Source organism: Thermohalobaculum xanthum, from assembly GCF_016623495.1.
Taxonomy (GTDB): Bacteria; Pseudomonadota; Alphaproteobacteria; order Rhodobacterales; family Rhodobacteraceae; genus Thermohalobaculum; species Thermohalobaculum xanthum.
This window is the reverse complement of the sequence record NZ_JAEHHL010000001.1, coordinates 493045-519969: the sequence shown is the minus strand read 5'-3', so window position 1 is coordinate 519969 and position 26925 is coordinate 493045. Positions and strand designations below refer to the sequence as shown.

Below are 26925 nucleotides of genomic sequence, written 5' to 3'. Positions count from 1 at the left end.
GGTGTCATCGCAGCCCCCGGCGCAGGGCGGCGCTGTCGATCGCGCGGCGAACCGCCTGGTTGAGCTCGCATTTTGCCGCGTCGAAACGTGCCTGCAGCTCGTCGCTCAATGCGGCAGCGCGTTCCATCTCGACGGGGTCACGACACAATTCAGCGCGCGCCGCGAGCCAGCTGTCGGTGTCGGCGCGCCCCTCGCGGGGCCCGAGCGCACGGTCCTCGGCGGCGGCGATCGCCGTCCACGCGGCTGCCGCGGCGTCGAGGCACTGCACGGGCGCGTCCAGCGGCTCGCCCGGACGCCGGATCTCGCAGCCCGCGATGTCCTCGCGCGCCGTGCCGCAGCGGCGCAACTCGCGCATCGTCCCCGCCGCGGCGCTGCATGCTGCCCACTCGGCCGGCGCTGCCTGCGCCTGCGGGGCAGCAAGCATCGCAAGCGCGGCAGCAAGGGGCAGCGCCAGGCGCATCAGGCGGTTTCCTTGAACAGCTCGCGCCCGATCAGCATGCGGCGGATCTCCTGCGTGCCGGCGCCGATCTCGTAGAGCTTGGCGTCGCGCAGCAGGCGCCCGGTCGGGTAGTCGTTGATGTAGCCGTTGCCGCCCAGCGCCTGGATCGCCTCGAGCGCCAGCGACACCGCGCGCTCGGACGAATAGAGCAGGCAGCCCGCCGCGTCCTGGCGCGTGGTGCGGCCCGCGTCGCAGGCCGCGCCCACGGCGTAGACATAGGCGCGCGAGGCGTTCATCGCCGTGTACATGTCGGCGATCTTGCCCTGCATCAGCTGGAACTCGCCGATCGGCTGGCCGAACTGCTTGCGCTCGTGCACATAGGGCATCACCACGTCCATGCAGGCGGCCATGATCCCCAGGGGCCCGCCCGACAGAACCACGCGCTCGAAGTCGAGCCCCGACATCAGCACCTTGACGCCTTCGCCCTCGCGGCCCAGCACGTTCTCGAAGGGGATCTCGCATTCCTCGAAGACCAGCTCGCAGGTGTTCGAGCCGCGCATCCCCAGCTTGTCCAGCTTCTGCGCGGTCGAGAAGCCTGTCATCCCCTTCTCGACCAGGAAGGCGGTGATGCCGCGCGGGCCGGCGTCGGGGTCCGTCTTGGCGTAGACCACCAGCGTGTCGGCGTCGGGCCCGTTGGTGATCCAGAACTTGTTCCCGTTCAGCACGTAGCGGTCATTGCGCTTCTCGGCCCGCAGCCGCATCGAGACGACATCGGACCCGGCGCCCGGCTCGGACATTGCCAGCGCGCCGACATGTTCGCCCGAGATCAGCCCGGGCAGGTACTTCGCGCGCTGCTCGGGCGTGCCGTTCAGCTTGATCTGGTTGACGCACAGGTTCGAATGCGCGCCATAGCTCAGGCCGACCGAGGCCGAGGCGCGGCTGATCTCCTCGACCGCGATGACGTGGGCCAGGTATCCCATCCCGGCGCCGCCCAGCTCCTCGGGCACGGTGATGCCCAGAAGCCCCATCTCGCCCATCTCGCGCCAAAGATGCGGCGGGAACTCGTTGGTGCGGTCGATCTCGGCGGCGAGGGGGGCGATCCGCTCCTGCGCGAAACGGTGCACCGCCTCGCGCAGCGCCTCGATCTCCTCGGTCAGGCCGAAGCTCATGCCGGCGTTGAACATGTCGCTCTCTCCGTCTTGGTCGCGCCGCACATGCGGGCGATCATGTTCCAGTAGGTGTCTTCGATCTCGCGCGGGCTCAGTGGACCCTTCGCGCGATACCAAGTGGTGATGCCGGTGAGCGACGCGATCACCGCGCGCGCCGCAAGCCGCGGCCGGATGCAGTCGAGCGTGCCATCCCTTTGCCCGTCCTCGAGAATCTCGATCAGCCCCTGTTCGTAGCTGCGGCGCATTCCCTCGATCGCCGCGAAGTTCTCGGGCGTGAGGCTGCGCAGTTCCATGTAGCTCAGGAACACGCCGTCCGGGCGCGGTAGGTGGTGGCGGATATGGAAGCGGGTGAAGCGCTCGAGCCGGTCGATCGCCGGGGCAGGGGCCGCGAGCCGGGCGCGTCCCCAGGCCTCCAGCAGCTCCTCCATGTGGGCCCGAAGAAGATCGAACAACAGCGCCTGCTTGGTCGGGAAATAACGGTAGAGCGCAGCGGCGCCGAGGCCGATCTCCTCGGCCAGGCGGCGCATCGACATCGCCTCGTAGCCGTGGCGCGCGATCAGCCGCAACGCGGCTTCGCGGATCGCCGCCTCGGTGCGGATGCCGTCTGACCCTGCGCGGCGCGCCATGCCCCTCGCCCCTGTCGGTCGTTATGGGAACAAATTGCTTTGATGCGGCAGTTTAATTGAACGATCGTTCATTTCAAGCGGAAAGGAACGAGACGCCGAAATCGTCAAACGCCCCGGCGCCTTCGGCCCGCCCGCAGGTTATCTGCGGGCCTCGGGAAGAGTTTAGAGAGTATGAACAAAAAATCTTAAATCAATGAAATATATGCTATAAACATGCTCTTTCACATGTGAAAGCCTCGCGCTTTCAAGCCCTGGCCGCGATCAGGCCGGCCGCGGCGTCGACCGAGAGCTCGTAGCCCAGTGGTCCCAGACCCGCGATCACCGCGGTCGCGGCGAGCGAGACGTAGGAATGATGCCTGAACGCCTCGCGCCGGTGGGGGTTCGAGAGGTGCAGCTCGATCACCGGGATCTCGAGCGTTTTGAGCGCGTCGAGCACTGCCACCGAGGTATGCGTGTAGCCCGCCGCATTCAGGATCAGCGCGGCGCCGTCCGTCCGCGCCTCGTGAATCCAGCTCACCAGCTCGCCTTCCGAATTGGTCTGGCGGAACTCGAGGCGCAGGCCGTGAGTCGTCGCGCGCGCCCGTGCCCGGGCTTCCAGGTCGGCCAGCGTCTCGCGGCCATAGATCTCGGGCTCGCGCTGGCCCAGAAGGTTCAGGTTCGGGCCGTTCAGAAGAAAGATCGTGCGTTCCATCGGGGTCTTTCGGGTAAGCGACACGCCCGCGCACGTGGATACACGCGGCGGGCGCCCTGCGCAACGCGGCCGGGGTTACTCGGCCGCGGTGGGCGCGTCCTCGACGATGATCACCGGCTCCATGGCGTTGAGCTCTTCCATCGACAGGTGGCAGGCGATGCGGTGGCCGTTACCCATGTCACGGATCGGCAGTTCCTTGTCGCAGACCCCCGGCATCATGTACTGGCAGCGCGTCTGGAACGGGCAGCCCGGCAGCGGGTTGAGCGGCGACGGCAACTCGCCCTCGAGCACGATGTGGCGCTTCTTCACATGGGTGTCGGCGATCGGCACGGCCGACAGCAGCGCCTCGGTGTAGGGATGGTAGGGCGGCGCGAAAATGTCCTCGGTCCGGCCCTGCTCCATGATTCGGCCCAGATACATCACGACGACCCGGTCCGACAGGTAGCGCACCACGCCAAGGTCGTGGCTGATGAACAGCATCGTCGTGCGGCTCTCGCGCTGGATGTCCGTCAAGAGCTTCGTGACCGCCGCCTGGACCGACACGTCGAGCGCCGAGACCGGCTCGTCCGCCACCACCAGCTTGGGCCGGCCCGCGAAGGCGCGGGCAATGCCGATGCGCTGCTTTTGGCCGCCCGAAAGCTGACGCGGCTTTCGCTTGGCGAACTCGCGCGGCAGCTTCACCAGGTCGAGCAGCTCCAGCATCCGCTCCTCGCGCTCGCGATCGCTCTCGCCGACCTCGAACTGCTGGAGCACCCGGACGATCTGGTCGCCGATCGTCATCGACGGGTTCAGCGTGTCGAAGGGGTTCTGGAAGACCATCTGGACCTGGCTGACGACCTGCGGGCCGCGCTTCTCGACCGGAATGGCGCCCAGTTCGAGATTGCCGAGGCGGATCTCGCCGCCCGTGGCGGTCTCGAGACCCATGAGGACCTTGGCGAAGGTCGACTTGCCGCATCCCGACTCGCCCACGATGGCCACCGTCTCGGCCTCGCGGGCGTCGAAGGTGATCTCCTCGTTGGCCTTCACGGTGCGGGTGTCGCCACCGCCGAACATGCCGGTCGAGACGGCGTAGTGCTTCTTGAGATGATCGACTTTGAGGACGATGTCGCCGGGCTCGATCGCTTCCTCGATCTTTCCGGCATCGATAGGCGCGCCCCAGTCGATGTCGTCGATCCGCTCGCAGCGCGAGCGATGCCGCTCGCCCGGCTCGCCGACGTGATGCATCTTGATGTCGTGGACATCGCAGACGCCCGACACGAATTGCGAGCAGCGGGGCCCGAAGTTGCACCCCCGCGGCCGTTCATGGGGCAGGGGAAGCTGGCCCGGGATGGCGACCAGCGGCCGGGCATACTTGTCCGCCCCCGGCACCGGGATCGATCGCAGCAGCCCTTGAGTGTATGGGTGGCGCATGCGGTTGAAGACGGTGTCGATATCGCCTTCCTCGACCGCCTCGCCCGAATACATCACCGTGATCCGGTCGCAGGTCTCGAGGATCAGGCCCAGATTGTGGCTCACGAAGATCATTGAGGTGCCCATCTCGCGGGCGAGGTCCTTGATGAGGTCGACGATCCCCGCCTCGACGGTGACGTCGAGCGCCGTCGTCGGCTCGTCGAGCAGCAGCAGCGACGGCCGCGAGAGCAACGCCATCGAGATGACGACGCGCTGCTGCTGGCCCCCCGATAGCTGGTGGGGATAGGCGCCCATGATGCGGTCGGGGTCGGGCAGGCGCACGGCGTCGAGCATCTCGGCGGCACGCTGGGCTGCCTCGGCCTCGGGCATCCCCTCGTGGACCGTCAGCACTTCGGTCAGCTGACGGCCGATCTTCATGGCGGGGTTCAGCGAGGCCATCGGCTCCTGGTAGACCATCGAGATCGCGGAGCCGCGGAGCTCGCGCAGCTCCTCGTCCGACATCTCGGCCATGTCGCGGCCCTTGAACTTGATCTTGCCCGATTTGATGCGGCCGTTGTTGCCGAGGTAGCGCATGATCCCCAGCGACACGGTGGACTTGCCGCATCCCGACTCGCCGACGAGGCCCATGGTCTCGCCCGGCATGACGGTCATCGAGAAGTCCATCACCGCGGGGATCTCGCCCTTGCGGGTATAGAAGGAGATATTGAGGTCTTCGATCTCGAGGATGGGCTCGGTCATCAGGTCCTCCTCAATCCTTCAGGGCTTCTTCGCGCAGGCCATCGGCCAGCAGATTGAGCCCGAGAACCAGGCTCATCAGCGCGACTGCGGGGAACAGGGCGATATGCGCAGTGTCCGCCAGCCGGACGAACGCACGGCCATGGTTGATCATCGAACCCCAGTCGGGGCTCTCCGGCTGGAGGCCGAGGCCGAAGAAGCCGAGGGTTCCGAGCAGGATCGTCGTGTAGCCGATGCGCAGGCAGAAATCGACGATCAGAGGCCCGCGGGCGTTGGGCAGGATCTCCCACAGCATGATGTACCAGGGCCGCTCGCCCCGCGTCTGGGCGGCGGCAACATAGTCGCGTGTCTTGATGTCCATGGTCAGGCCGCGGACGATGCGGAAGACGCCCGGCGACGAGCCGAGGATCACGGCCGCGAAGATGTTGAGCTCGTTTGGCGCCATGCCGACCATTCCGAAGGGGTCCGCATTGAACACCAGCCCCGAATAGAGCCACAGCCCCACCACCAGCGTCACCGCGAGATAGAGCGTGAGCTTGGTGGTGTTCTTCTCGTACTTGGTGAACCACATCAGGCTGAGAAACAGGATCGGGAAGATGAAGAAGAACGCTGCCATCCCGATCGGGATCGACCAGGGCAGGGTGACGATGCCGAGGTTGAGCGGAACCGGCTGGTTCACCTCGGGGGTCACGAGCAGGTAGAACAGCAGGATCACGGGGAAGGCGAGCACGAGGTTCGCGAGGAACGACATCACCATGTCGATCGTGCCCGTGTAGTAGCCGGCCGGAAGGCCGAGGGTCGAGCCGACCATATAGGCGATGAGCGTCGCCGCGGGGGCGATCACCAGCACGATCGCGCTGCCATAGACGACCCGGCTGAAGATGTCGCGGGCGAGGTTGTCCCCGCCCCAGAGGAAGACGATCCCGCTCTCGCTGTCGATCGTGCCGGGCAGAGCCTTCTTCATGCCGAACGTGAAGGACTGGTCGAGGGGACCGAGGGGCGCGATCTGGTTTGCAAAGACCGCCGTGAATATCCAGAACAGCACCAGCCCCAGCCCGACCATGCCGATGCGCGAGCCATAGAGCCGGCCGAAGATCCCCAGTTGTTCGCGGATGAAGTAGCCGCCGATCATGGTCACCGCCATCGCGATCCATGTGGGCCAGAACCGCGCGATGGACTGTATGATGATCTCGCCCGTGCCGATGGTTTCTACCATGTCGTTTTCCCCCGTCCTGGCTCAGCTTACGCGGATGCGCGGGTTGAGATAGGCGTAGCCGATGTCCGAGATCAGCTGGGTCAGCAGCACGACGATCACGGCGACCCACGAGATCGCCAGCAGCAGGTTGATGTCGTTGTTGCCCGCCGCCTCGACCAGCGCGAAGCCGAACCCCTTGTAGTTGAACATCGTCTCGACAACGACGACACCTGTCAGCAGCCAGGGGAACTGGAGCATGATGACGGTAAACGGTGCGATGAGCGCGTTTCTGAGCGCGTGCTTCAGCACCACCGAGCGGAAGCTCAATCCCTTGAGCCTGGCCGTTCGGATGTATTGCGAGGTCATGACTTCGGCCATCGAGGCGCGTGTCATGCGGGCGATGTAGCCCATGCCGTAGATGGCCATCGTCATCACCGGCAAGGTGAAGTTCTCGAACGTGATCGACCGCGTCGAGGCGATGCCCTTGAACCAGCCGAGGGCACTCGCAAAGATGACCGTGAAGACGATGCCCGTGACGTATTCTGGCGCCGAAGTCGACGCGACCGAGCCGACCGTAAGTGTCCGATCGAGCGTTGACCCCTCCTTCATGCCTGCCAGCACGCCTATTATGAGGGCACCGGGCACCATGACCGCCATCACCCAGAACATCAGGATGCCGGTATAGCCCAGGCGCTCGCCGATGACCTCCGACACTGGCTTGCGGAACACCCGGCTCCAGCCCATGTCGCCCCTGACCGTGTTGCCGATCCATTCGCCGTACTGGACCAGGAAGGGCCGATTGAAGCCTTCCTTGTCGAGCCAGGCTTGCACCTCGGCATCGGTCATGCGCATCTCGCCTTCGGTCTTGGCGAGCTTCTCGAGGTTGCCGGGCAGGGTGACGAGGTAGAAGACGATGAACGTCAGTGCCAGCATCGTCAGCAGCATCGTGCCGATCCGACGAAGGATGAACATCAGCATCGGTAGCCCTTTCAACGGGCCCGGCAAGTGCTGACAGCTAGTCACGCGCCCTCGACGGGGCGGTGCCGGGCTCAGGCATCAAGCGGGGTGGCCGGTGCGGCCACCCCGTACGACCTTGCTCAGTCGTCGAGCCAGACGAGGTCGAAATGCATCTCGAAGGCCTGGTGCATGTCGGCACCCATCACGCCTTCCCGGTAGGCGCGATAGACGTTCCGCCAGTAGGGCTGGATGATGACCCCACTGTTGCGCAGGTTCTCTTCGAGCTTCGCCATGATCTCGCGGCGCGCCTCGACATCGGGCGTCGCAAGCGCCTGTTCGATGAGGGTGTCGAACTCCTCGCTGGAATAGGCGGACTCGTTCCAGGCCGCGCCGGACTTGTAGGCGAGGTTCAGCACCTGCACGCCCAGCGGACGCGGGTTCCAGTTCGTCGAGGAGAAGGGATACTTCGTCCAGTCGTTCCAGAAGGTCGAACCCGGAATGACCGTCCGCTTCACCTTCAGCCCGGCGTCGCGCATCTGGGCGGCCACCGCGTCGGTCGTGTTCCGCCGCCAGTCGTCGTCGATCGAGATGAGCTCGAACTCGGTCTCGAGATGCCCCGCCTCGCTCAGCAGCGCCTTGGCTTTCTCGACGTCGCGGACCGCCGGGCCGATATCTGCATACTCGATATGCATCGGGCCGACGTGGTGGTTCGCGGCGACCGAACCGGCACCGTTCATGCCAAGCTGCAGCACGACCTCGTTGTCCACCGAGGCCTGGATGCCCTGGCGGACCCGCTGATCGTCATAGGGCGGGTTCGCAACGTTCATGCGGATGACGATGGTCGCGCCCGTCGAAATCTCGGAGATCGGGAGCCCCAGCGACTCGACCTGCGCCAGGCTGTCGGCCTTGGTCTCGTAGCTGGTGTCGATTTCCTCGGCCTCGAACGCGGCGATCTCGGCGGTGGGGTCGGTGCCGAGGTCGATGAACTCGACCCGGTCGAGATGGTAGCCCGAGACGCCGGGGGCGTCGTCGTCGCGCTCGACCACGGCGCGCACGCTGGTCTCGTACTCGACCAGCTTGCAGGGGCCGAGGTGGATGGCCAGCGCCTCCATCGGGTCGGTCGAACCTTCATAGCTGCGATGCATCACCAGCGCGGGGTAATCGGCGGCCCCGACGATGAGCGAGATGTCCGGCGTCGCCAGATTGAGCTTGATGGTGTGATCGTCGACACGCTCGACGCCGCCCTCGCGCAGCTGCTTGGTCTCGGGGTCGACCAGCGGGCCCATGCGGGCAGCCATCGAGTTGCCCTCGGCCGCCGCATCGCACCAGCGCGTGATGTTGTGAATGACGTCGTCGGCGTTCAACTCGTCGCCGTTCGACCACTTGAGACCCTTGCGGACGTTCAGCGTGTAGGTCTTGGCGTCGTCCGAGATTTCCCAGCTCTCGAGAATGCGGCCCGAGAACGTGAAGTCGCGGTTCCAGCGCACGAGGTAGTCGTTGCACTGGCGGGCGACGTTGCCGAGCTCGGACCAGTCGAACGAGCGCGGATCCTTGAAGGCTTTCACCAGCATGCCGACGCGCAGGGTGCCGCCCTTCTTGACGGCCTCCTGTGCATGGGCCGCGCCGGGCAGGGTGAAGCCACCCAGCGTCGCGGCGCCGGCCATCGTCACGCCCAGGCCGGCCATCGTCGCAAGATACTCGCGACGGTTGAGCTTGCCGTCACGGAACTGCGCCGCGACACCCTCGGCCATCGGGTGCAGGCTGCGGTCCGTCATCATCATCTTGGTCATGGTATCTCCCAACCCTGTTGCTTCGTTTTCGGGTCTGCCGGCAGCTAAGCACGCGATGCCAGTGGCAGCCAAGCCTCATCTTCCGAGCCTGCCTGAGTATTCGTGGAATTCCGCGGTCGCGCGGCGGTGTCTGAGCGACATATTCTGTCGCATCTCCGACACCCGCCTTTTCAATTCTGAGTGATGGCCCGCCGGTCCCCGGGAATTCTTCCGAAACGGGCAATAGGCGGAGGTGCCACGAGGCCCGGGCCAGCGAGGGCTTCGAAGCAGCCTGGGAAATCAGAAATCGGGGTTGGAGGCGACGGCCGGAATCGAACCGGCGTACACGGATTTGCAGTCCGCTGCGTAACCACTCCGCCACGTCGCCAGAAGCCGGTCCGACGGCGGTTGCCGGCCGGTGCGATGCGATCCATAGACAACCGCGCAATTGAACGCAAGGGCCGCGCGACCCCGCGACGCGTTGCCCTCGGTTGCGAAGCCTCAGGCGATGTGGCACATGGATCCGGACAACGGGCAAACAACAGTCGGGATCACGAGATGACTGACTTCGCGGACGCGCGCAGGGCGATGGTCGATTGCCAGGTACGGCCTTCCGACGTGACCCGCTACCCGATCATCGAGGCGATGCTCTGGGCGCCGCGCGAGATCTTCGTGCCGCGCGCGAAGCGCGAGATCGCATATGCGGAGACCGAGATCCCGCTGATGCCCGGCCGCATGTTGATGACGGCGCGCGTCTTCGCCAAGATGCTCGAGGCCGCCGAGATCGGGCCGAAGGATCTCGTGCTCGACCTTGCGCCCGGCACCGGCTACTCGACCGCGGTGCTCGCCCGGCTGGCCGAGGCGGTGGTGGCCGTCGAGCCCGACGCGCAGCTTGCCGCCACGGCGCAGGGCTTGCTCGATCAACTGGAGGTGATGAACGCCGCCGCCGTGCAGGGCGACCCGACGGCGGGCGATCCGGCGCACGGCCCCTACGACGCCATCTTCATCAATGGAGGTGTGTCAGAATTGCCGCAGGCGCTGCTCGATCAGCTCAAGGATGGTGGCCGATTGGTCGCGGTCTTCACGAATGGTGCCGCGGGACAGTGTCGCGTGATAACTCGTGCTGGCAATGCGCTGTCGGAACGGTATGTTTTCGATGCGACGGCCCCGGTACTGCCTGGATTCGAGCGCAAGGCAAGTTTCGCCTTCTGAAGCGCTCGCCTGCTTCACCGGGTGTCGTGAGTGGTGCCCGGTGGGGGCGTAACATAAGAGGCGGTTATGGGAGCGGGGGCGACCGTGTCGAGCCTTGAAACGAGTATTCATGCCGTGCGGGCCCGGCGTCACCTGATCGGGCTGCTGCTGGCGAGCGTGGCCCTTGCATGTGCGGGCGGGGCCGAGGCGCAGACGCTTTCCGATACGCTTGTCAGCGCCTACACGTCGAACCCGGACATTGCGGCTCAGCGCGCCAACGTGAAGGTATCGTCGGAGTTGGCGGTTCAGGCGCGCTCATTCGGTCGCGTGAACGTGACGGGGACAGGAAGCTTCGAGTTCCAGCGTGACGTGTTCGACGGCGCGAACGACAGCTACTTCCCGCTCGTCCTTTCGCTCGACGTTGTGCAGCCGATCTACACGGGCGGCCAGGTCGAGAACTCGACCGAAGCGGCCGAGAAACGCATCAGCGGGCAGGAAGCCCTGCTGATCGCGACCGAGCAGCAGGTTCTGCTCGAGGCGGCGACGGCGTTCTTCAACGTGCGCCGCGACATTGCGTTCGTCGATCTCGGCATCAACAACATTCGCGTGCTGACCGAACAGCTTCGCGCCGCGAACGAGCGCTTCGAAGTGGGTGAGGTGACCCGCACCGATGTCGAGCAGGCGCGCGCGCGTCTCGCCGCATCGCAGTCGCAGCTTGCCGCTGCACGCGGGTCGCTGGCGGCCTCGCGCGAGGCGTATCTGCGCATCGTCGGCGCGCCGGCGGTTGATCTCGCCCCGCCGCCGCCCTTGCCCAAGGTGCCCGAGAACCTTGCAGACGCGGTGGGCATCTCTCTCGTGAACGATCCGCAGCTCCTGGCCGCCCGGATCGAGCGCGACGCGACAGGCTCGGACGTCAGGGCCGCAATCGGGGCGCTGCTGCCGCAGGTTTCGCTGGTCGCGTCGGCGGCCCAGGTCGAGAATATCGACTCGTCGATCCAGAACGACAGGACCGGAGCCTCGGCGGGCGTCGTGGTCACGGTTCCGTTCTACTCGGGCGGGTTCAACTATTCGAACGTTCGCGAGGCGCAGGCGAATGTCGAGCGCGCCGTTGCCGACATCACGGCGTCGGAACGGTTCGCGGTTCAGAACGTGGGCGTCTCGTGGGCCGATCTTCAGGTCGCGCGCGCCTCGATCCAGAACAGCAAGCTCGAGATCGCCGCGGCAAAGCTGGCATTCGAGGGCGTGCAGGAAGAAGCGAAGGTCGGTGCGCGGACCACGCTGGACGTGCTCGACGCCGAGCAGGAGTATCTCGACGCTCGGGTCCGCCTGGTGGCTGTCGAACGCGACGAGGCGGTGGCGACGTACCAGTTGCTTGCCGCGATGGGTAAGCTGACCGTCGAACACCTCGGGCTCAAGACCACCGAGCCCGAAACCGAGAGTTACTACCAGACCGTCCGCAATCGATATTTTGGATACGACCGGACCGATGATACAGTCTGGCAATACAAGCTGCATCCCTGAGCCGCGACCGCGCCGACGGGTAAGCAGGATGACGCCGGTACACCGGCGCTCTGGCAGTCAACGCCGGATCTTCTGAGGCAGGCCGCGAGCAGGGGAAAGCATGAGCGACAACGAGCACCGCCGTTCGATGGATGACGTCCTTACGTCGTTGCGCAGGATCATGTCGTCCGGCAGGGACGAGAGCGAGGATTCCGGCAACGTGGCGACAGCCACCAAGCCTGCCCGGGGAAGCTATGCGCCCAGGCAGGCCGACGACGCCGAGCCGCTGAGCCTGACGGACGAGGTCGAGCCGCTCACCCTTACCGACGAAGTCGAGGCGCTGACCCTGACCGAGGATGGCGCTGCGTCGGGTGAAGCCGGGAAGGCGCCCGAAGCATCGGACGCTTCCGTGGGGGAGTCCGCGGATCTCGACATGATCGATGAGGTCGATCCGGTCGAGCTTGCCGAGGGGGGCGATGAAGGTGGCTCCGACGAGACCTTCGGGATGCCTCTCTCGTCTCGTAAGGCGGCCTTCGAAAGCACCATGGTCGAGCTCGACGATGTCGAGTCGGTGGAACTGAGCGACGACGAGGTTGATCTCGATATCGATGCGGCGTCCCTGAAGGTCGGTGACGACGATGCCGAGGAGATGGCGGCCGACCTGGAAGCTCGCGAGGAAGATGCGCCTGACACCAAAGGCGATGATGCCGAAGACCAGTCGTCCGAGGACGAGGATGCGGCACAGGACGAGCCTCGCGAGGCGCGCCCCGAGGACACCGACGCCTCCAGTGAAGAGGTGGCATCCGACGAGGCCGCCGAAGACAAGCTTGCCGAAGATGCCGATGCCGCCTTTGCGGAAGGCGACGAGGCCGAGGACGACAAGGGCGTGGCGGTTGCCTCCGAGAGCGATGACGCCGACGAAAGCGACGAGCGGCCGCTGACCCCGCCCGACTGGTCCGAGGAGACGGCGGCCGCGGACGCACCCAGCGCCGAGCCCGCCGCAATGACCCTTCCCGCCGTCGCGGGCGAGACGCCGCCGGTCGACGAGGAAGCAGCGCTCGAAGAAACGATCAGACGCGTGATCCGCGAGGAACTGGTCGAAGGCGAGATCGGCAACAACATCAGCCGCAACGTCCAGCGCATGATCCGCGAGGAAGTCGAGCGGATGCTGGCCCGCCGCGGCCTCTGAGCCCCGGCCATCGTGTATTGACGGACGGCCGCATTGCGGCCGCCGCGCCCCTTTCCCTCGCCCCGTGCTCGCGTTAAGAGACACCTCCCAAACGACGCTTGAGAGACGGGTGCGATGGACAAGACCTTCGACGCGGCCGAGGCCGAGGGCAGGATTTATGCGAAGTGGGAGGAGGCCGGCGCCTTCCGTGCCGGGGCGAACGCCTCGCGGCCCGAGACCTTCTGCATCGTCATCCCGCCGCCGAACGTCACCGGCTCGCTCCACATGGGGCACGCACTCAACAACACGCTACAGGACATCCTGATCCGCTGGCACCGGATGCGCGGCTTCGACACGCTGTGGCAGCCGGGGCAGGACCATGCCGGCATCGCGACGCAGATGGTGGTCGAGCGCCAGCTTGCCGCCGAGCAGCAGCCCTCGCGCCGCGAGATGGGCCGCGAGGCCTTTGTCGAGAAGGTGTGGGAGTGGAAGGAGAAATCCGGCGGCACGATCGTCAACCAGCTCAAGCGCCTCGGCGCCTCCTGCGACTGGTCGCGCAACCGCTTCACCATGGACGAGGGGCTGTCGGCGGCCGTGCTCGAGGTCTTCGTCGCGCTCTATAACCAGGGCCTCATCTATCGCGGCAAGCGGCTGGTCAACTGGGATCCGCATTTCGAGACCGCAATCTCGGACCTCGAGGTCGAGAACATCGAGGTCGACGGCCACATGTGGCACTTCAAGTACCCGTTGGCCGGTGGAGAGACCTACGAATACGTCGAGAAGGACGAGGACGGAAACGTCATCCTGCGCGAGACCCGCGACTACATCTCGATCGCCACGACGCGGCCCGAGACGATGCTGGGCGATGGTGCGGTCGCGGTTCACCCCTCGGACCAGCGTTATGCGCCGATCGTCGGCAAGCTCTGCGAGATCCCGGTCGGACCCAAGGAGCACCGACGCCTGATCCCGATCATCACCGACGAATACCCCGACCCGAACTTTGGCTCGGGCGCGGTGAAGATCACGGGCGCGCATGACTTCAACGACTATGGCGTGGCCAAGCGGGGCAATATCCCCTGCTACCGCCTGATGGACACCAAGGCGCAGATGCGCACGGACGGCGCGCCCTATGCCGAGGCAGCGGCCATCGCGCTCAGGATCGCAAGGGGTGAGGTCGCGGACCTCTCGGAGAACGAGATCGACGCGATCAACCTGGTGCCCGACGATCTGCGCGGCCTCGACCGCTACGAGGCGCGCAAGCGCGTGATCGAACAGATCACGGCCGAGGGGCTCGCGGTGATGACGGTCGACGAGGAGGGGAACGCCATCCCCCTTGTCGAGAAGAAGAAGATCACCCAGCCCTTCGGCGATCGCTCGAAAGTCGTGATCGAGCCGATGCTGACCGACCAGTGGTTTGTCGACGCCAAGGCCCTGGCCGAGCCTGCGCTGGAGGCCGTCCGCGACGGGAGCACCGTCTTTGCCCCGAAGGCATGGGAGAAGACCTATTTCCAGTGGCTCGAGAACATCGAGCCCTGGTGCATCTCGCGCCAACTCTGGTGGGGGCACCGGATTCCGGTTTGGTATGGGCCGACGCCAAAATTGATCAAAGAGACTGGTGCCGGACTATGGGGCCATCGCGCGCAATATTTGGCCGATTACAGCCCGGGCAATTTGGTCCCCTTCTGTGCTCCAAATCAGGAAACCGCTATTCAGTTGGCTAAGGAGTACTATGAAGCCTATGGGGGTGCCGAAATCCAAGTGGTGGATACACTAGATCAAGCCGTAAACTTCGACGACACGGACGGTGAGGATATTCCGATATTTCGCGATCCCGATGTCCTCGACACCTGGTTCTCCTCCGCCCTCTGGCCGTTCTCGACCCTCGGCTGGCCCGAGAAGACGCCGGAACTCGCGCGCTATTACAAGACCGATGTCCTCGTCACCGGCTTCGACATCATCTTTTTCTGGGTGGCCCGGATGATGATGTTCGGCCTCTTCGCCATGAAGGAGGTGCCGTTCCACACCGTCTATGTCCACGCTCTCGTCCGCGACGAGAAGGGCAAGAAGATGTCGAAGTCGCTCGGCAACGTCATCGACCCTCTCGACCTGATCGAGAAGTTCGGGGCGGATGCCGTGCGCTTCACCCTGACCTCGATGGCGGCCATGGGGCGGGACATCAAGCTCGCGGTCTCCCGCGTCGAGGGCTATCGCAACTTCTCGACCAAGATCTGGAACGCGGCGCGCTTTGCCGAGATGAACGGCTGCAAGCCTGTCACGGGCTTCGACCCCGCCAGCGTGAAGGAGCCGGTCAACCGCTGGATCGTGGGCGAGACGATGCGGATCGCCCGCGCGACCGACGAGGCGCTGGCCTCCTACCGCTTCAACGACGCGGCGAACGGGCTCTACAGCCATGTCTGGGGCGTCTTCTGCGACTGGTACCTCGAGCTGACCAAGCCGCTGCTGAACGGCCCCGACGGCCCGGCCAAGGACGAGACGCGGGCGACCATGGCCTGGGCGCTCGACCACTGCCTGATCCTGCTCCACCCGGTCATGCCCTTCGTGACCGAGGAGCTTTGGGGCCAGATCGCGCCGCGCGAGAAATTGCTGGTCCACACCGACTGGCCCGACCTGCCGGAAAGCCTCGCGGATGCCGAGGCGGACGCCGAGCTTGGCTGGGTCGTCCGCGTCATCGAGGGCATCCGCTCGGTCCGGGCCGAGATGAACGTGCCGCCGTCGGCCGAGATCGACATGGTGATGACCGGGCACAACGCTGCCACGGGCGAGCGCCTCCTGCGCAACTCGGCCCTCATCAAGCGCCTTGCCCGGCTTGGCGAGATCGCCGTGGCCGACGCCGCCGACAAGGGATCGGTGACCCTCGTGCTCGAGGACTGCGCCGTGAACCTGGCGCTTGCCGGCGTGATCGACGTGGCCGTCGAGAAGGCGCGCCTAGGCAAGGCGCTCGACAAGGCCGGAAAGGAAATCGGCGGGCTTCGCGCGAAGCTTGGCAACGAGAAGTTTCTCGCCAATGCGCCCGAGGACGTCGTCGAGGAGAACCGCGAGCGTCTTGGCGCGGCCGAGGCCGAGGTGGCGCGGCTACAATCCGCTCTGGCGCGGCTGGCCGAACTCGGCTGATCGCACGCCTCGTCATCCCGAACGTGAAAGGCCCCGGAGCGGAGTCGCTCCGGGGCCTTTGTCTTGATCAGCGCATCAACATGGCGCGGCGGGCAGTTCACTCCTCGCCGTCGCCTTCGGTGCGTTCGATCTTGGTGTATTCCGCGGCCCGATGCCCGTCGTCGCGCGTGCGCGGCTGCCGGCGGAGGGTCTGGACCTGCTCGCTCTCGCCACCCGCACCGCTCTCGCGCTCGATCTTGGTATAGGCCTTCGTGCGCGCGCCGTCGTCGCGCTTCTTGGGTTTGTCGATGATGTGCTTGCTCATCGTGCGATCCTTTTGTTGCTTGCTTTGACGGTGCGTCGGATCCGCCTTCGAGTTGAAACATAGCAGACGCGGCCCCGGTGAAAAACCCGCGCACCAGTTCATCATGCGATACGCGCTGGAATCGCCGCGAGCGCCCGGATAGGGTCGCGGCCATCCGATTCACAAATCCTCAACATTCGCCGGGGAGGCCGCGCCAATGGACGCGAAGACGCATGACAAGACCAGGCTCGTAAGCCGGCACGTGACCGAGGGGCCGCAGCGCGCGCCGCACCGTTCCTACTACTACGCGATGGGTCTGACCGAAGAGGAGATCCATCGTCCCCTGATCGGTGTCGCGACCTGCTGGAACGAGGCCGCGCCTTGCAACATCGCGCTCAATCGCCAGGCGCAGGCCGTGAAGCTGGGCGTGAAGGAAGCGCTTGGCACGCCACGCGAATTCACGACCATTACGGTGACCGACGGCATCGCCATGGGGCACGAGGGGATGCGCTCGTCGCTGCCGTCGCGCGAGGCGATCGCGGATACCGTCGAGCTGACGATGCGCGGCCACGCCTATGACGCGATCGTGGGCCTTGCCGGCTGCGACAAGAGCCTGCCGGGCATGATGATGGCGATGGTTCGCCTCAACGTGCCTTCGGTCTTCATCTATGGCGGCTCGATCCTGCCGGGACGGTACGAGGGCAGGGACGTCACCGTGCAGGACGTCTTCGAGGCGGTCGGCCGTCATCAGGCGGGCACGCTGTCGACCTGCGAGCTCGAGAAGCTCGAGGCGGTTGCCTGCCCGTCGGCCGGATCGTGCGGCGGGCAGTTCACGGCGAACACCATGGCCTGCGTGTCCGAGGCGATCGGGCTCGCGCTGCCCAACTCGTCGGGCGCGCCGGCGCCCTACGAGAGCCGCGACCAGTATTGTGAGACGTCGGGCAGGGCGGTGATGAACCTGCTCGCGCGAGGGATCCGCGCCCGTGACGTGGTCACCCGCGAGAGCCTTGAGAACGCGGCCCGCGTCGTCGCGTGCACCGGCGGCTCGACCAATGCCGGCCTGCACCTGCCGGCCATCGCGCACGAGGCCGGGATCAAGTTCGACCTCGACGATGTCTGCCAGATCTTCCGCGAGACGCCCTACTTCGTCGACCTGAAGCCCGGCGGGCGCTACGTCGCAAAGGACCTCTACGACGTGGGCGGAATTCCGGTGGTCATGAAGATGCTGCTCGAGGCCGGCCTGTTCCACGGAAACTGCGTCACCGCCACCGGCAAGACCATGGCCGAGAACCTCGCCAATATCGCAGGCGAGGCCGATGGCAAGGTCATCCATCCGGTGTCGAAGCCGCTGAGCGCCACGGGCGGCGTCGTCGGGCTCAAGGGGAACCTGGCTCCGGAAGGCGCGATCGTGAAGGTCGCGGGCATGAAGAAGCTGAAATTCGAAGGGCCCGCGCGCGTCTTCGAATCCGAGGAGGATGCCTTCGCCGCCGTGCAGCGGCGCGAATACAAGGAAGGCGAGGTGATCGTCATCCGCAACGAGGGGCCCAAGGGTGGCCCCGGCATGCGCGAGATGCTGGCCACGACCGCCGCGATCTCGGGGCAGGGGATGGGTTCGAAGGTGGCGCTCATCACCGATGGCCGCTTCTCGGGCGCGACCCGCGGGTTCTGCGTTGGCCATGTTGGGCCCGAGGCCGCGGTTGGCGGCCCGATCGCGCTCTTAAAGGATGGCGACATCATTCAGATCGACGCCCGGAAAGGGACGATCAAGGTCAAGCTATCGGCAAAAGAGCTGAAGGAGCGCCACAAGGCGTGGAAGCAGCAACCGCCGCGCGAGACCTTCTACGGCTCTGGCGCGATATGGAAATACGCGCAGCTGGTCGGGCCCGCGAAGGATGGCGCGGTGACCCATCCCGGGAAGGACGGCGAGCGGCACGTCTATGCCGACCTCTGAACTGTGCCGCGCGGGGCGTTCCCGCGCGCGGCACCTCGCGCTTTCGGCTTCCGTGGCACTGGCGCTCTCGGGATGTCTCGCGGTCGGTGAGAGCGGGCTCGACGCTGAACTCGAGCGGATCCGAGCGATCCGCGGTTTCGCCGTGGTCTCGGCATCGCCCGAGAAGGCGGTGCTTGCCGCGCGTGGTCGCCGCGTGATCGTCGAACCGGCGCCGGGGTCCTGCATTGCGAGGGATTCGATCGAGGTCTCGTCCAGTCTCGCGTTCCTGATCATCTCGGACTGCGTGATCGAGCATGCCGCTGCTCTGTTGCCCGTGACCTCGGACGCCATCGAGATCGAGCTTCCGCCGGCGTTTCCCGGCGTCATTACGGTTTCGGTTTCGGGCGCGCCGATGGATGACGACGAGGGCGGGGGAAGCGAGGCCGTCGGGAATCTCCGGGCCTATCTCGAAACCGTCGAAGGGAAGGCACAGCTTGGCCGCGGGGGCGACGCCACGATGGTCGAGATCGAGGAAACCCGCATCGTCGGCGACACGCTCTACGTGCTGGTCCGGGATCGAAGCGAAGACGCGTCGCCACTGTTGGCGCCGGCTTTCTGGCGTGCGTTCGTCGAGGTCAACGGCCGGATGGTGATGGCAACGGTCAGCGGGTTCCGCGATCGGCCGGTCGGTTCGGAGGCGATGCTGCGCAAGCTTGCGGCTCAAGTCAGTGCCCTGCGGGCTGCGAACGGCCTCGACCGCTTCGAGGCGGTCGCCGGCGAGTTGCCAGCCGCACTGCCGCCTGATCGCGAGAACGAACGTGCGACGCGGATCGCGCCTTATCTTTCCCCGATGGTTGAGCCAGCGCCGCGCAAGCGCCGCGCGAAGACCGTGACGGCGGAGGTCAAGGCTCCCTCACCGCCCGCCGCACCCGCCAGTGTCGACACCGGCAGCGCCCAGGCACCCAAGAATGCGCCCGCCGCTCTGCGGCGCCCGAGCGGGGCCTGACGCCGCCCAAGGTGGCGGCGATGCCGGATCAGACGTCGAGTTCGACCCAGACGGGAACGTGGTCCGACGGTTTTTCCCGGCCGCGAACGTCCTTGTCGATCCCCGCCGCGACCAGCCGGTCCGCTGCTTGCGGCGTGAGCAGAATGTGGTCGATGCGGATCCCGTCATCCTTCTGCCAGGCCCCGGCCTGGTAGTCCCAGAAACTGAATACCCCGTCGTCCTGGGTCACCTCGCGGGTCGCGTCGTGAAATCCGAGATTCACAATCCGCCGCCACGCATTGCGGGTGTCGGGCAGGAACAAGGCGTCCTTGACCCAGGCATCGGGGCGCGCTGCGTCCCGGCGCTCGGGGATGACATTGAAATCGCCGGCGACGATGCAAGTTTCTTCTTGTTTTATAATTGACTGGGCGCGATTCTTTAGGCGCTCCATCCATGCCAGCTTGTAGTCGTACTTTGGCCCCGGGGCCGGGTTTCCATTGGGGAGGTAGAGCCCGCAAAGCCGGAGCGCGGTCTTCGGCCCGACGACCGTGCCTTCGATCCACCGTGCCTGCTCGTCGCTCTCGTCGCCGGGAAGCCCGCGCTCGACATCTTCAATCGGGAACTTAGAAAGGATCGCAACGCCGTTGAAGCCCTTCTGGCCGTGCGTCTCGACATTGTAGCCGAGGTCCTCGATCGGGCCGCGCGGGACGTTCTCATCGACGGACTTCAGCTCCTGAAGGAGCACGACGTCCGGGCTCGTATCTGTCAGCCACTCGGTCAGCGACTCGATGCGTGCCTTGATGCCATTGATGTTGAAAGTCGCGATGCGCATGCCGCCAGTGACCCCGGCCCGTCGGGCAATGTCAAGCGACTCGCCGAGGTGGACGCGAGTCGCGCTGGTTTGCATGCATCGCGTGCTTGGGGATACTGCATTCTGAGCATGTCGGGTCAGACCGATTCGCGAGCGCCGGTCAGGAACATAGAAGCGATCCCTGACACGATGCTGGGCGTCGGCCACCGATCCGATCGGCAGCGCGCAGGAGATGCGAATGGCGAAACTGGAAGAAGCGGTCGGGAGGCTGACGGCAGCGCTTGAGCAACTGGAGCGCGCTGTGGGCGATAGTGGTTCCTCTGCCAGCGGCGGAGAGGCCGGCGGCCGTATCGCCGCCCTCGTGGCGGAGCGCGACCGTCTCGCAGCCGAGGTCGAACGCCTCGAGCGCCAGGTTGCGGAGGATGCCGAGCTTCGCACGGAGGCCGCCGAGGCGGTTCGCGCGGCGCTTGGCGATCTGCGTGCAGTTGCGGGCGAGCAGGGGGGACGTCATGGCTGAGGTAACGGTTGACGTCGGAGGGCGAAGCTACCGCCTTGCCTGCGAGAATGGCGAGGAAGAGCATCTCGCGGCGCTGTGCGCGCGGATCGACGCTGAGGCCCGGCGCCTGGCCCGTGGAATGGGGCAGATGCCCGAGGGGCGGCTGATGCTCATGAGCGCGCTCATGGTCGCGGACAGGCTGCATGACGCCGAGAAGGAGATCGCGGCGCTCGGGCGCAAGCTTTCTGAGACCAAGAAACAGGCCGAGCAGCGCGATGCCGGCAGTGATCTCTTCTCGAAGGAACGCGAGGCGAGCCTAGAATCCGAGATCGCGGATCTTGCGGCGCGTCTCGAGGCGCTGGCCGAAGTGGTGACGCCCGCACCGAGCCTTCCGCTCGACGGCGGCGGTAGCTGAGTTCGAAATCAGGTCTTTTCAGCGCGCGGCAGCTATCCTACATCTGGTCTCGGCGGGTGCTATCCTTCTCGTGCGAGGACAGTTTCCTGGTGGCCTAAGCATCTTCGCGGGAGCTGGCTCTGCGCTTGACCGTGGTCTCGCGTAACTGGCGCCCACCTGGTTATCCAGGCTCGCGAGGATCTGAAACCTTCACGGTCGCGACGGGCCCGCCACCTCTTCTTCTTGCCGTGGGCGCATCGCCGCGCTACGCGGAAGCATGACCCAAGCCCTGAGCGAGACACCTGCCGATCCTGTGGACGCGAAGGCGCGTTTGCGCCGCGAAGCCTTTGCCGCACGCAAGGTTGCCCATGCCGCGAGCGCGGCCGACGCGGCGGCAGCCGCTGCCGCGCGCTTTCAGCGGGATGGGCTCGCGGCAGGGCATCACATCATCTCGGGATACCGACCGATCCGCACGGAGATCGATCCGACCCCGCTGATGGAGGCGCTGGTCGCGCGTGGGCATCGCCTGTGCGTGCCGGTGATCGAGGGGGCGGGCTTGCCCTTGTCGTTCCGCGAGTGGACGCCAGGATGCGAGATGGTGGAAGGGGCCTTCGGTGCCGAGGTTCCGGCGCAGGGCGAGTGGCTTGTTCCCAGCCTGCTGATCGCGCCGCTGGTGGCCTTTGACCGCGCCTGCAGGCGCCTCGGGTATGGCGGCGGCTTTTACGACCGGACCCTTGCCAAACTTAGACCTTCGGGCCCGACCATGGCCGTTGGCCTGGCGTATTCGGCTCAGGAGATGGCGCAGATCCCGGATGAGCCCACGGATCAGCGGCTCGATGCCATCGTGACCGAAGCCTCGGTGATCCGGCCGGAGGCCGCCTGATGCGGCTGCTCTTCCTCGGAGACCTTGTCGGACGGGCAGGGCGGAGCGCCGTGATCGACGCGCTTCCGGCCCTGCGCAAGGATTGGCGGCTCGACTTTGTCGTGGTCAACGCGGAGAACGCGGCCTCGGGTTTCGGTCTCACCTCCTCGATCGCCGACGAGCTGCTGGCCGCGGGTGCAGATGTCGTGACGCTGGGTGACCACGCGTTCGATCAGCGGGAAATGCTGACCCATGTCGAGCGCGAGCCGCGGCTCCTGCGTCCGCTGAACATCGCGCGCGAGGCTCCGGGCCGCGGCGCAGGCGTGTTCGAGGCGACCCGTGGGCGCAAGGTGCTCGTTGCCTGTGCGCTCGGGCGCATTTTCATGAACAAGCCATATGACGACCCCTTCTCGGCGCTCGAGCCGGTTCTGCGGCAGGCCCCGCTGGGCGGGGCGGTCGATGCCGCGGTGGTCGAGATCCATGCCGAGGCAACGTCGGAGAAGATGGCGGTCGGACATTGGTGCGATGGCCGCGCCAGCCTCGTGGTCGGCACACATACGCATGTGCCCACCGCCGATGCCATGATCCTCTCGCGCGGCACCGCCTACCAGACCGATGCCGGCATGTGCGGCGATTACGACTCGGTCATCGGCATGGACAAGGTCGAGCCGTTGCGCCGCTTCATCACCGGCATGAGCACCACACGGTTCGAGCCCGCCTTGGGGGAAGCCACGATCTGTGGGACGCTGGTCGATACCGACGATCGGACGGGCCTTGCGCGAAAAGTCCAGCCCATCCGGATTGGCGGGCATCTCGCGCGCACGGATATCGGCGCGTGACGCGGGGTGCGAATTCGACCCGGGCGATGATGCACCGGAACCCGGCTCCTTGGGTTTTCCACTTCTATCGTTGCTCCGAGCGCGCTAATCCTGAATCGGACGCGGGGATCAATGCCCCGCCGCGTTCATGACGCCAGCATCTCCGGGCGCGCGCCCGGGCCCGAGCGCCAAAGGATCCGCCCCCGAATGACAAGCCTCACCGACCCGAGCCTCTGGCCCGCGCTGGCGACGCTGATCGTCATCGCCGCGATGTTCGGGCTCTTCTGCACCGAACGGTATCCACCCGAGGTCGTGGCGATTTGCGGGGCGGCGGTGCTTCTGGCGCTGGGCGTGCTGGATACCTCGGACATGCTGGACGTGTTCTCCAACCCGGCGCCCTTGACGATCGGGGCGATGTTCATTCTCTCGGGCGCGCTCGTCCGGACCGGGGCGCTCGACGCGTTCAGCCGTGGCATCGCTTCGCGCGCCGAGACCAAGCCGAAGCGGGTGGTTGCGGGGTTTGCGGGGTTCACGGTCGGCGCCTCGGCGTTCATGAACAACACGCCCGTCGTGGTCATGCTGATCCCCGTGGCGATCCGAACGGCGCACGCGCTCCGCGTGACGGGGAGCCAGGTGCTGATCCCGCTCTCGTATGCCGCGATCCTGGGGGGCATGTGCACCCTGATCGGCACCTCGACCAACCTGCTGGTCGACGGTGTCGCGCGGTCCCAAGGGCTGAAGCCTTTCGGGCTCTTCGAGGTCACACCCGTCGCGCTGATCGTCGTCGCCGTCTCGATGACCTTCATCATCTGGGCGGCGCCCCGTTTCCTGCCCCGCCGCGACGCGATGATCGACTTCCTCAGCGAGCGGAAGAAGCTCAAATTCTTCACCGAGGTCGTCATCCCCGAGGGATCGACGCTGATCGGGCGGAAGGTTCTCGAGGTCGGGCATTTCACCCGGTCGGGCATGACCGTGATCGACGTCATTCGGGGCGATCTCTCGCTGCGTCGCGCGATGCAGTCGGTCGAGCTGGCCGCTGGCGATCGCGTCGTCATCCGGACGGGCGTGAACGAGCTCCTCAGTCTTCGCGACAACAAGTCACTGTCGCTTCTGGGCCAGATCGATCCGATCGGGCAGAAGTCCACGGTCACGGTCGAGGCCCTGATCACCCCCGACTGCAAGCTGGTCGGCAGGCTGATCGGTGATCTGCGTCTGCGGCGGCGCTATGGCGTCTATCCGCTCGCGTTGCATCGTCGGGCCGAGCGGGTGGGGCCGGTGCTGGACGAGGTCCGCATTCGCGTCGGTGACACGCTGCTGCTCGAGGGCGATCCCGAAGACATCCAGCGGCTTGCGACCGAGCAGAACCTCGCGGACCTCACGCGGCCATCGGACCGGCCGTACCGGCGCGAGAAGGCGCCGCTGGTGCTGGGCATTGTCGGCCTCGTGGTGCTGGGCGCGGCATTCGGGATGATGCCTATCGCCGGGCTTGCGGTGATCGGCGTGGCGCTGGTGCTGGCGACACGCTGCATCGATGCGGACGAGGCCTTCCAGATGATCGAGGGGCGCCTGCTTGCGCTGATCTTCGCGATGCTCGCCATCGGCAAGGCGATGGACAGCACCGGCGCAGTGACGCTGATCGTCGATCAGATCGCGCCGTGGATGAAAGGATTGCCCGCGCCCCTGATGCTATGGCTGGTCTTCGTTCTCGCCTCGGCGCTGACCGAAGTCGTCTCGAACAACGCCGTCGCGGTCGTGATGACGCCCGTTGCCATCGCGCTGGCCGGATCCCTTGGGGTCGATCCGCGCCCCTTCGTGGTCGTGGTGATGATCGCCGCGTCGGCCAGTTTCGCGACCCCGATCGGATACCAGACCAATACCCTGGTTTATGGCCCGGGCGGTTATCGGTTTACCGACTACATGCTGCTTGGGATTCCACTGAACCTGATCGTCAGTGTCGTCGCTTCGCTGAGCATTCCGCTTTTCTTCTCCTTCTGAGCGGGGCTTGCCGCAACGGCCGGCCACGCCTAAAAGATCGCCCGACATGCATGACGGAGGTTGAAGATGGCCGGCCATTCCAAATGGGCGAACATCCAGCATCGCAAGGGCCGGCAGGACGCCGCCAGATCGAAGCTGTTCTCGAAGCTCGCGAAGGAAATCACGGTCGCCGCCAAGATGGGCGATCCGGACCCGGACAAGAACCCCCGACTGCGCCTGGCGGTGAAGGAAGCCAAGGCCAGTTCCTGCCCGAAGGACGTGATCGAACGTGCGATCAAGAAATCGCTGGGCGGGGATGCCGAGAGCTACGAGGAAATCCGCTACGAGGGCTACGGCCCCGGCGGCGTTGCGGTGATCGTCGAGGCGATGACCGACAACCGCAACCGCACTGCATCGAACGTGCGCGCGACGTTCGGCAAGAACGGCGGAAACCTTGCTGAAACCGGTGCGGTCAGCTTCATGTTCGACCGCAAGGGGCAGATCCTCTATCCGGCAACGGCGGGCGACGCGGACGCGGTTCTCGAGGCGGCGATCGAAGCGGGTGCCGAGGACGTCGAGTCCTCGGAGGACGGTCACGTGATCTGGTGCGAGGCCGGCGACCTTTCCGAGGTCTCGACCGCGCTCGAAGCCGCGCTGGGCGAGGCCGAGTCGACCAAGCTGGTCTGGAGGCCCCAGACACTGACCCCCGTTGATGAGATCGCGGGCGCGACGCTGATGAAGCTGATCGGTGCGCTTGAAGACGATGACGATGTCCAGTCGGTGACCACCAACTTCGACATGTCCGACGAAGTCATGGCGAAGCTCGCAAGCTGACGTCATCGCCGCGTGTCCGCTCGGGAGGAAGGCCAATGACGCCGCGTGAGAAGCTCGAGGCACTCGGCGGGCGCGTCCCGGCGCGCTGCATATGGCTGGGGCTTCCGTCGGGAACGACGGCTGAGATCGCGGGACATGCTGGAGCGGAGATCGCGGTGATCGACGCCGAGCACGGCCCGATCGGTGTCGAGCGGCTCGCCGAGATGGTCCGCGCCTTGTTGCCGTCGCGAACTGGCGTCCTCGTCCGTGTCGGCGAGTTGTCCGAGGCCCGCATCAAGCATGCGCTGGATTCCGGGGCAGGGGGCGTGCTGATCCCTTATGTCGAGAGCGCTGGCGAGGCCGAGGCGGCGGTGCGTGCGTCACTCTATCCGCCGCACGGCGCGCGTGGCCAGGCGGGCGCGGTCATTCGCGCGACCGGTTATGGTCGCGATCCGGGATACGCGGAAACGTGGAACGATCGCGCCGTCGTTGCCGTCCAGATCGAAAGCCACAAGGGCCTGACCAATGTCAGGTCCATTGCCGAGGTCGAAGGCGTCGACATGCTGTTCTTCGGCCCGTTCGATTACGCTCAGGACGCCGGGCTCGACCCGGCAACCGATGGCGCGGTGCTTTGGGAGGTGTTCGGCCAGATTGCCACTGCGGCCCGCGAGGCGGGAAAAACGGTGGGTGTTTTCCCGTGGCCCAACGCGGCTCCGGCCGAGCTTGCGGCCGCCGGAGCCGATCTCGTCACCGTTGCGTCCGACGTCGCGACTCTGTCCGGCGGACTGGAAGCCGCGGTTCAGGCGATCTCGCTTTCGATCTCGGACGTGTCGTAGCCGAGGATCTCGAGACCCTCCTCGAGGTGATCGCCAAGCATCGGTGACCCCAGCAGGTACCGAGCCGTGCCGCGATGCTGGTTTCGGCGGGCTTCGGTGACCAGATCCGGCAGATCCGCGGCATCTCCCGAATCGCGTCCCAGCCAGAAAAGCGCAACCAGCTCCGCCTTTTCGGTGTCGGTCAGGTCCTCGATCCAGCTGGTGAGTTCCGTGACGGTCGGATCGTCGTCACGATCTGCGAGGACGCCCAACGGGTTATCCTCGTCTCCTTCGATATCGGCAGCGTCGCTGCCCATGTCTTTGACGTCGAACTCACGTGCCTTGACGATGATCCAGGCAACAGTCGAAATCGGTATGGTAAGCATGGCTTTCCTCCCTGGCGCGTGCCGACACTGCGGAGCCTTCGGAGCGGGCGCCTTGATCTTGCGCAACCCTGCGACGACGGAGCGGTGACAAATAATGGCAAAGACAGGCGCGCACGCACTCGACCCACGTGGGCTGATCCTCGAAGCCTACCGCATGGACGGCCTCACAATCGAGGAGGCGCGCGCCATTTTTCTCGACTGGGCGCTGGGCCTCGCGGCTCAGGAGGACCCGCGCGCCGCGGCGCAAGCGCTGCTCGCCCATCACGGTGCGCCCGAGGCACATCCGATGACACGGTTGCTGCGCGAAGCGTCCGACAGCGCCGAGGCTGCGCCGCGCAGGTCCGGTGGCCGCGCCGGCCGGATCGGGCGGCTTTAG

The 26925-nt window shown here is 66.0% G+C and carries 25 protein-coding genes and 1 tRNA gene; 14 read left to right on the top strand and 12 right to left on the bottom strand.

All coding sequences use genetic code 11. The features are described 5' to 3' along the window. Window positions 1-4: 4 nt before the first annotated feature. The 9 genes from H0I76_RS02420 to H0I76_RS02380 form a co-directional block, all read right to left on the bottom strand. Window positions 5-460 carry a hypothetical protein gene (locus H0I76_RS02420; RefSeq protein WP_200606536.1) on the bottom strand — a complete coding sequence of 152 codons (456 nt, stop codon included), beginning with the start codon at window positions 458-460 and terminating at the stop codon, window positions 5-7. After that, complete coding sequence (locus H0I76_RS02415; protein ID WP_200606527.1) at window positions 460-1623, bottom strand: isovaleryl-CoA dehydrogenase; 1164 nt, start codon at window positions 1621-1623, stop codon at window positions 460-462. The genes H0I76_RS02420 and H0I76_RS02415 overlap by 1 nt, the downstream gene beginning before the upstream one ends. Beyond that, the gene (locus H0I76_RS02410) at window positions 1605-2234 is read right to left on the bottom strand and encodes a TetR/AcrR family transcriptional regulator (RefSeq protein WP_200606525.1); all 630 of its coding nucleotides are present in this window, start codon (window positions 2232-2234) and stop codon (window positions 1605-1607) included. The genes H0I76_RS02415 and H0I76_RS02410 overlap by 19 nt, the downstream gene beginning before the upstream one ends. A gap of 244 nt (window positions 2235-2478) precedes the next feature. After that, window positions 2479-2925, bottom strand: coding sequence for a type II 3-dehydroquinate dehydratase (gene aroQ / locus H0I76_RS02405; RefSeq protein WP_200606517.1), 447 nt, complete (start codon window positions 2923-2925; stop codon window positions 2479-2481). 75 nt (window positions 2926-3000) lie between these two features. Further along, window positions 3001-5073, bottom strand: coding sequence for a dipeptide ABC transporter ATP-binding protein (locus tag H0I76_RS02400; RefSeq protein WP_200606515.1), 2073 nt, complete (start codon window positions 5071-5073; stop codon window positions 3001-3003). A gap of 10 nt (window positions 5074-5083) precedes the next feature. Further along, a complete protein-coding gene (locus H0I76_RS02395) occupies window positions 5084-6286 on the bottom strand; it encodes an ABC transporter permease (RefSeq protein WP_200606513.1) in 1203 nt (400 codons plus the stop codon). A 21-nt stretch (window positions 6287-6307) separates the two neighbouring features. Continuing rightward, entirely contained in the window at window positions 6308-7243 is a 936-nt protein-coding gene (locus tag H0I76_RS02390) for an ABC transporter permease (protein WP_200606511.1), read from the bottom strand. 119 nt (window positions 7244-7362) lie between these two features. Next, complete coding sequence (locus tag H0I76_RS02385) at window positions 7363-9012, bottom strand: ABC transporter substrate-binding protein (RefSeq protein WP_200606509.1); 1650 nt, start codon at window positions 9010-9012, stop codon at window positions 7363-7365. 293 nt (window positions 9013-9305) lie between these two features. Then, window positions 9306-9379: transfer RNA gene (locus tag H0I76_RS02380), tRNA-Cys, on the bottom strand. Between the two features lie 170 nt (window positions 9380-9549). Between H0I76_RS02380 and H0I76_RS02375 the strand changes: the two genes are divergently transcribed. From H0I76_RS02375 to H0I76_RS02360, 4 genes are all read left to right on the top strand, one after another. Continuing rightward, window positions 9550-10203 carry a protein-L-isoaspartate O-methyltransferase family protein gene (locus H0I76_RS02375; protein ID WP_200606507.1) on the top strand — a complete coding sequence of 218 codons (654 nt, stop codon included), beginning with the start codon at window positions 9550-9552 and terminating at the stop codon, window positions 10201-10203. 84 nt (window positions 10204-10287) lie between these two features. Further along, on the top strand, window positions 10288-11703 hold the full coding sequence (locus H0I76_RS02370; RefSeq protein WP_200606505.1) for a TolC family outer membrane protein: 1416 nt from the start codon (window positions 10288-10290) through the stop codon (window positions 11701-11703). 100 nt (window positions 11704-11803) lie between these two features. Beyond that, entirely contained in the window at window positions 11804-12871 is a 1068-nt protein-coding gene (locus H0I76_RS02365; protein ID WP_200606495.1) for a putative sodium/potassium/calcium exchanger, read from the top strand. 114 nt (window positions 12872-12985) lie between these two features. After that, entirely contained in the window at window positions 12986-15982 is a 2997-nt protein-coding gene (locus H0I76_RS02360) for a valine--tRNA ligase (RefSeq protein ID WP_200606493.1), read from the top strand. 97 nt (window positions 15983-16079) lie between these two features. Here H0I76_RS02360 and H0I76_RS02355 read toward each other — a convergent pair whose 3' ends face one another. After that, a complete protein-coding gene (locus tag H0I76_RS02355) occupies window positions 16080-16286 on the bottom strand; it encodes a hypothetical protein (protein ID WP_200606491.1) in 207 nt (68 codons plus the stop codon). A 196-nt stretch (window positions 16287-16482) separates the two neighbouring features. Between H0I76_RS02355 and ilvD the strand changes: the two genes are divergently transcribed. Together ilvD and H0I76_RS02345 are read left to right on the top strand one after the other, a co-directional pair. After that, window positions 16483-18216 carry a dihydroxy-acid dehydratase gene (gene ilvD, locus H0I76_RS02350; protein ID WP_200606490.1) on the top strand — a complete coding sequence of 578 codons (1734 nt, stop codon included), beginning with the start codon at window positions 16483-16485 and terminating at the stop codon, window positions 18214-18216. Next, on the top strand, window positions 18203-19201 hold the full coding sequence (locus H0I76_RS02345) for a hypothetical protein (protein WP_200606489.1): 999 nt from the start codon (window positions 18203-18205) through the stop codon (window positions 19199-19201). Before ilvD ends, H0I76_RS02345 begins: the two co-directional genes overlap by 14 nt. Before the next feature lie 28 nt (window positions 19202-19229). On the opposite strand, the gene xth is transcribed toward H0I76_RS02345, so the two are convergent. Then, window positions 19230-20012 (bottom strand): exodeoxyribonuclease III, encoded by a 783-nt coding sequence (gene xth, locus H0I76_RS02340; protein WP_200607806.1) that lies wholly within the window; start codon window positions 20010-20012, stop codon window positions 19230-19232. Window positions 20013-20229: 217 nt separating this feature from the next. Here xth and H0I76_RS02335 point away from each other — a divergent pair, with 217 nt between their 5' ends. The 7 genes from H0I76_RS02335 (at window position 20230) to H0I76_RS02305 (ending at window position 26184) form a co-directional block, all read left to right on the top strand. Next, on the top strand, window positions 20230-20508 hold the full coding sequence (locus H0I76_RS02335; protein WP_200606487.1) for a DUF4164 family protein: 279 nt from the start codon (window positions 20230-20232) through the stop codon (window positions 20506-20508). Then, complete coding sequence (gene zapA, locus H0I76_RS02330) at window positions 20501-20902, top strand: cell division protein ZapA (RefSeq protein WP_200606485.1); 402 nt, start codon at window positions 20501-20503, stop codon at window positions 20900-20902. Before H0I76_RS02335 ends, zapA begins: the two co-directional genes overlap by 8 nt. Before the next feature lie 256 nt (window positions 20903-21158). Further along, window positions 21159-21764 (top strand): 5-formyltetrahydrofolate cyclo-ligase, encoded by a 606-nt coding sequence (locus H0I76_RS02325; RefSeq protein WP_200606474.1) that lies wholly within the window; start codon window positions 21159-21161, stop codon window positions 21762-21764. After that, a complete protein-coding gene (locus H0I76_RS02320) occupies window positions 21764-22582 on the top strand; it encodes a TIGR00282 family metallophosphoesterase (protein WP_200606472.1) in 819 nt (272 codons plus the stop codon). The genes H0I76_RS02325 and H0I76_RS02320 overlap by 1 nt, the downstream gene beginning before the upstream one ends. 186 nt (window positions 22583-22768) lie before the next feature. Further along, window positions 22769-24556, top strand: a complete 1788-nt coding sequence (locus H0I76_RS02315; RefSeq protein WP_200606471.1) for an SLC13 family permease — start codon at window positions 22769-22771, stop codon at window positions 24554-24556. Between the two features lie 66 nt (window positions 24557-24622). Beyond that, complete coding sequence (locus H0I76_RS02310) at window positions 24623-25369, top strand: YebC/PmpR family DNA-binding transcriptional regulator (RefSeq protein ID WP_200606469.1); 747 nt, start codon at window positions 24623-24625, stop codon at window positions 25367-25369. 35 nt (window positions 25370-25404) lie between these two features. Continuing rightward, window positions 25405-26184, top strand: coding sequence for an HpcH/HpaI aldolase family protein (locus H0I76_RS02305; protein ID WP_200606467.1), 780 nt, complete (start codon window positions 25405-25407; stop codon window positions 26182-26184). Here the strand turns inward: H0I76_RS02305 and H0I76_RS02300 are convergent. Continuing rightward, entirely contained in the window at window positions 26148-26549 is a 402-nt protein-coding gene (locus tag H0I76_RS02300) for a DUF3775 domain-containing protein (RefSeq protein ID WP_200606465.1), read from the bottom strand. The genes H0I76_RS02305 and H0I76_RS02300 overlap by 37 nt on opposite strands. 94 nt (window positions 26550-26643) lie before the next feature. Here H0I76_RS02300 and H0I76_RS02295 point away from each other — a divergent pair, with 94 nt between their 5' ends. Next, window positions 26644-26925 (top strand): hypothetical protein, encoded by a 282-nt coding sequence (locus tag H0I76_RS02295; protein ID WP_200606458.1) that lies wholly within the window; start codon window positions 26644-26646, stop codon window positions 26923-26925.

Coding starts and splice junctions, on each gene's coding strand:
- H0I76_RS02420 (WP_200606536.1), bottom strand. CDS start 460: ATGCGCCTGGCGCTGCCCCTTGCTGCCGCGCTTGCGATGCTTGCTGCC.
- H0I76_RS02415 (WP_200606527.1), bottom strand. CDS start 1,623: ATGTTCAACGCCGGCATGAGCTTCGGCCTGACCGAGGAGATCGAGGCG.
- H0I76_RS02410 (WP_200606525.1), bottom strand. CDS start 2,234: ATGGCGCGCCGCGCAGGGTCAGACGGCATCCGCACCGAGGCGGCGATC.
- aroQ (WP_200606517.1), bottom strand. CDS start 2,925: ATGGAACGCACGATCTTTCTTCTGAACGGCCCGAACCTGAACCTTCTG.
- H0I76_RS02400 (WP_200606515.1), bottom strand. CDS start 5,073: ATGACCGAGCCCATCCTCGAGATCGAAGACCTCAATATCTCCTTCTAT.
- H0I76_RS02395 (WP_200606513.1), bottom strand. CDS start 6,286: ATGGTAGAAACCATCGGCACGGGCGAGATCATCATACAGTCCATCGCG.
- H0I76_RS02390 (WP_200606511.1), bottom strand. CDS start 7,243: ATGCTGATGTTCATCCTTCGTCGGATCGGCACGATGCTGCTGACGATG.
- H0I76_RS02385 (WP_200606509.1), bottom strand. CDS start 9,012: ATGACCAAGATGATGATGACGGACCGCAGCCTGCACCCGATGGCCGAG.
- H0I76_RS02375 (WP_200606507.1), top strand. CDS start 9,550: ATGACTGACTTCGCGGACGCGCGCAGGGCGATGGTCGATTGCCAGGTA.
- H0I76_RS02365 (WP_200606495.1), top strand. CDS start 11,804: ATGAGCGACAACGAGCACCGCCGTTCGATGGATGACGTCCTTACGTCG.
- H0I76_RS02360 (WP_200606493.1), top strand. CDS start 12,986: ATGGACAAGACCTTCGACGCGGCCGAGGCCGAGGGCAGGATTTATGCG.
- H0I76_RS02355 (WP_200606491.1), bottom strand. CDS start 16,286: ATGAGCAAGCACATCATCGACAAACCCAAGAAGCGCGACGACGGCGCG.
- ilvD (WP_200606490.1), top strand. CDS start 16,483: ATGGACGCGAAGACGCATGACAAGACCAGGCTCGTAAGCCGGCACGTG.
- H0I76_RS02345 (WP_200606489.1), top strand. CDS start 18,203: ATGCCGACCTCTGAACTGTGCCGCGCGGGGCGTTCCCGCGCGCGGCAC.
- xth (WP_200607806.1), bottom strand. CDS start 20,012: ATGCGCATCGCGACTTTCAACATCAATGGCATCAAGGCACGCATCGAG.
- H0I76_RS02335 (WP_200606487.1), top strand. CDS start 20,230: ATGGCGAAACTGGAAGAAGCGGTCGGGAGGCTGACGGCAGCGCTTGAG.
- zapA (WP_200606485.1), top strand. CDS start 20,501: ATGGCTGAGGTAACGGTTGACGTCGGAGGGCGAAGCTACCGCCTTGCC.
- H0I76_RS02325 (WP_200606474.1), top strand. CDS start 21,159: ATGACCCAAGCCCTGAGCGAGACACCTGCCGATCCTGTGGACGCGAAG.
- H0I76_RS02320 (WP_200606472.1), top strand. CDS start 21,764: ATGCGGCTGCTCTTCCTCGGAGACCTTGTCGGACGGGCAGGGCGGAGC.
- H0I76_RS02315 (WP_200606471.1), top strand. CDS start 22,769: ATGACAAGCCTCACCGACCCGAGCCTCTGGCCCGCGCTGGCGACGCTG.
- H0I76_RS02310 (WP_200606469.1), top strand. CDS start 24,623: ATGGCCGGCCATTCCAAATGGGCGAACATCCAGCATCGCAAGGGCCGG.
- H0I76_RS02305 (WP_200606467.1), top strand. CDS start 25,405: ATGACGCCGCGTGAGAAGCTCGAGGCACTCGGCGGGCGCGTCCCGGCG.
- H0I76_RS02300 (WP_200606465.1), bottom strand. CDS start 26,549: ATGCTTACCATACCGATTTCGACTGTTGCCTGGATCATCGTCAAGGCA.
- H0I76_RS02295 (WP_200606458.1), top strand. CDS start 26,644: ATGGCAAAGACAGGCGCGCACGCACTCGACCCACGTGGGCTGATCCTC.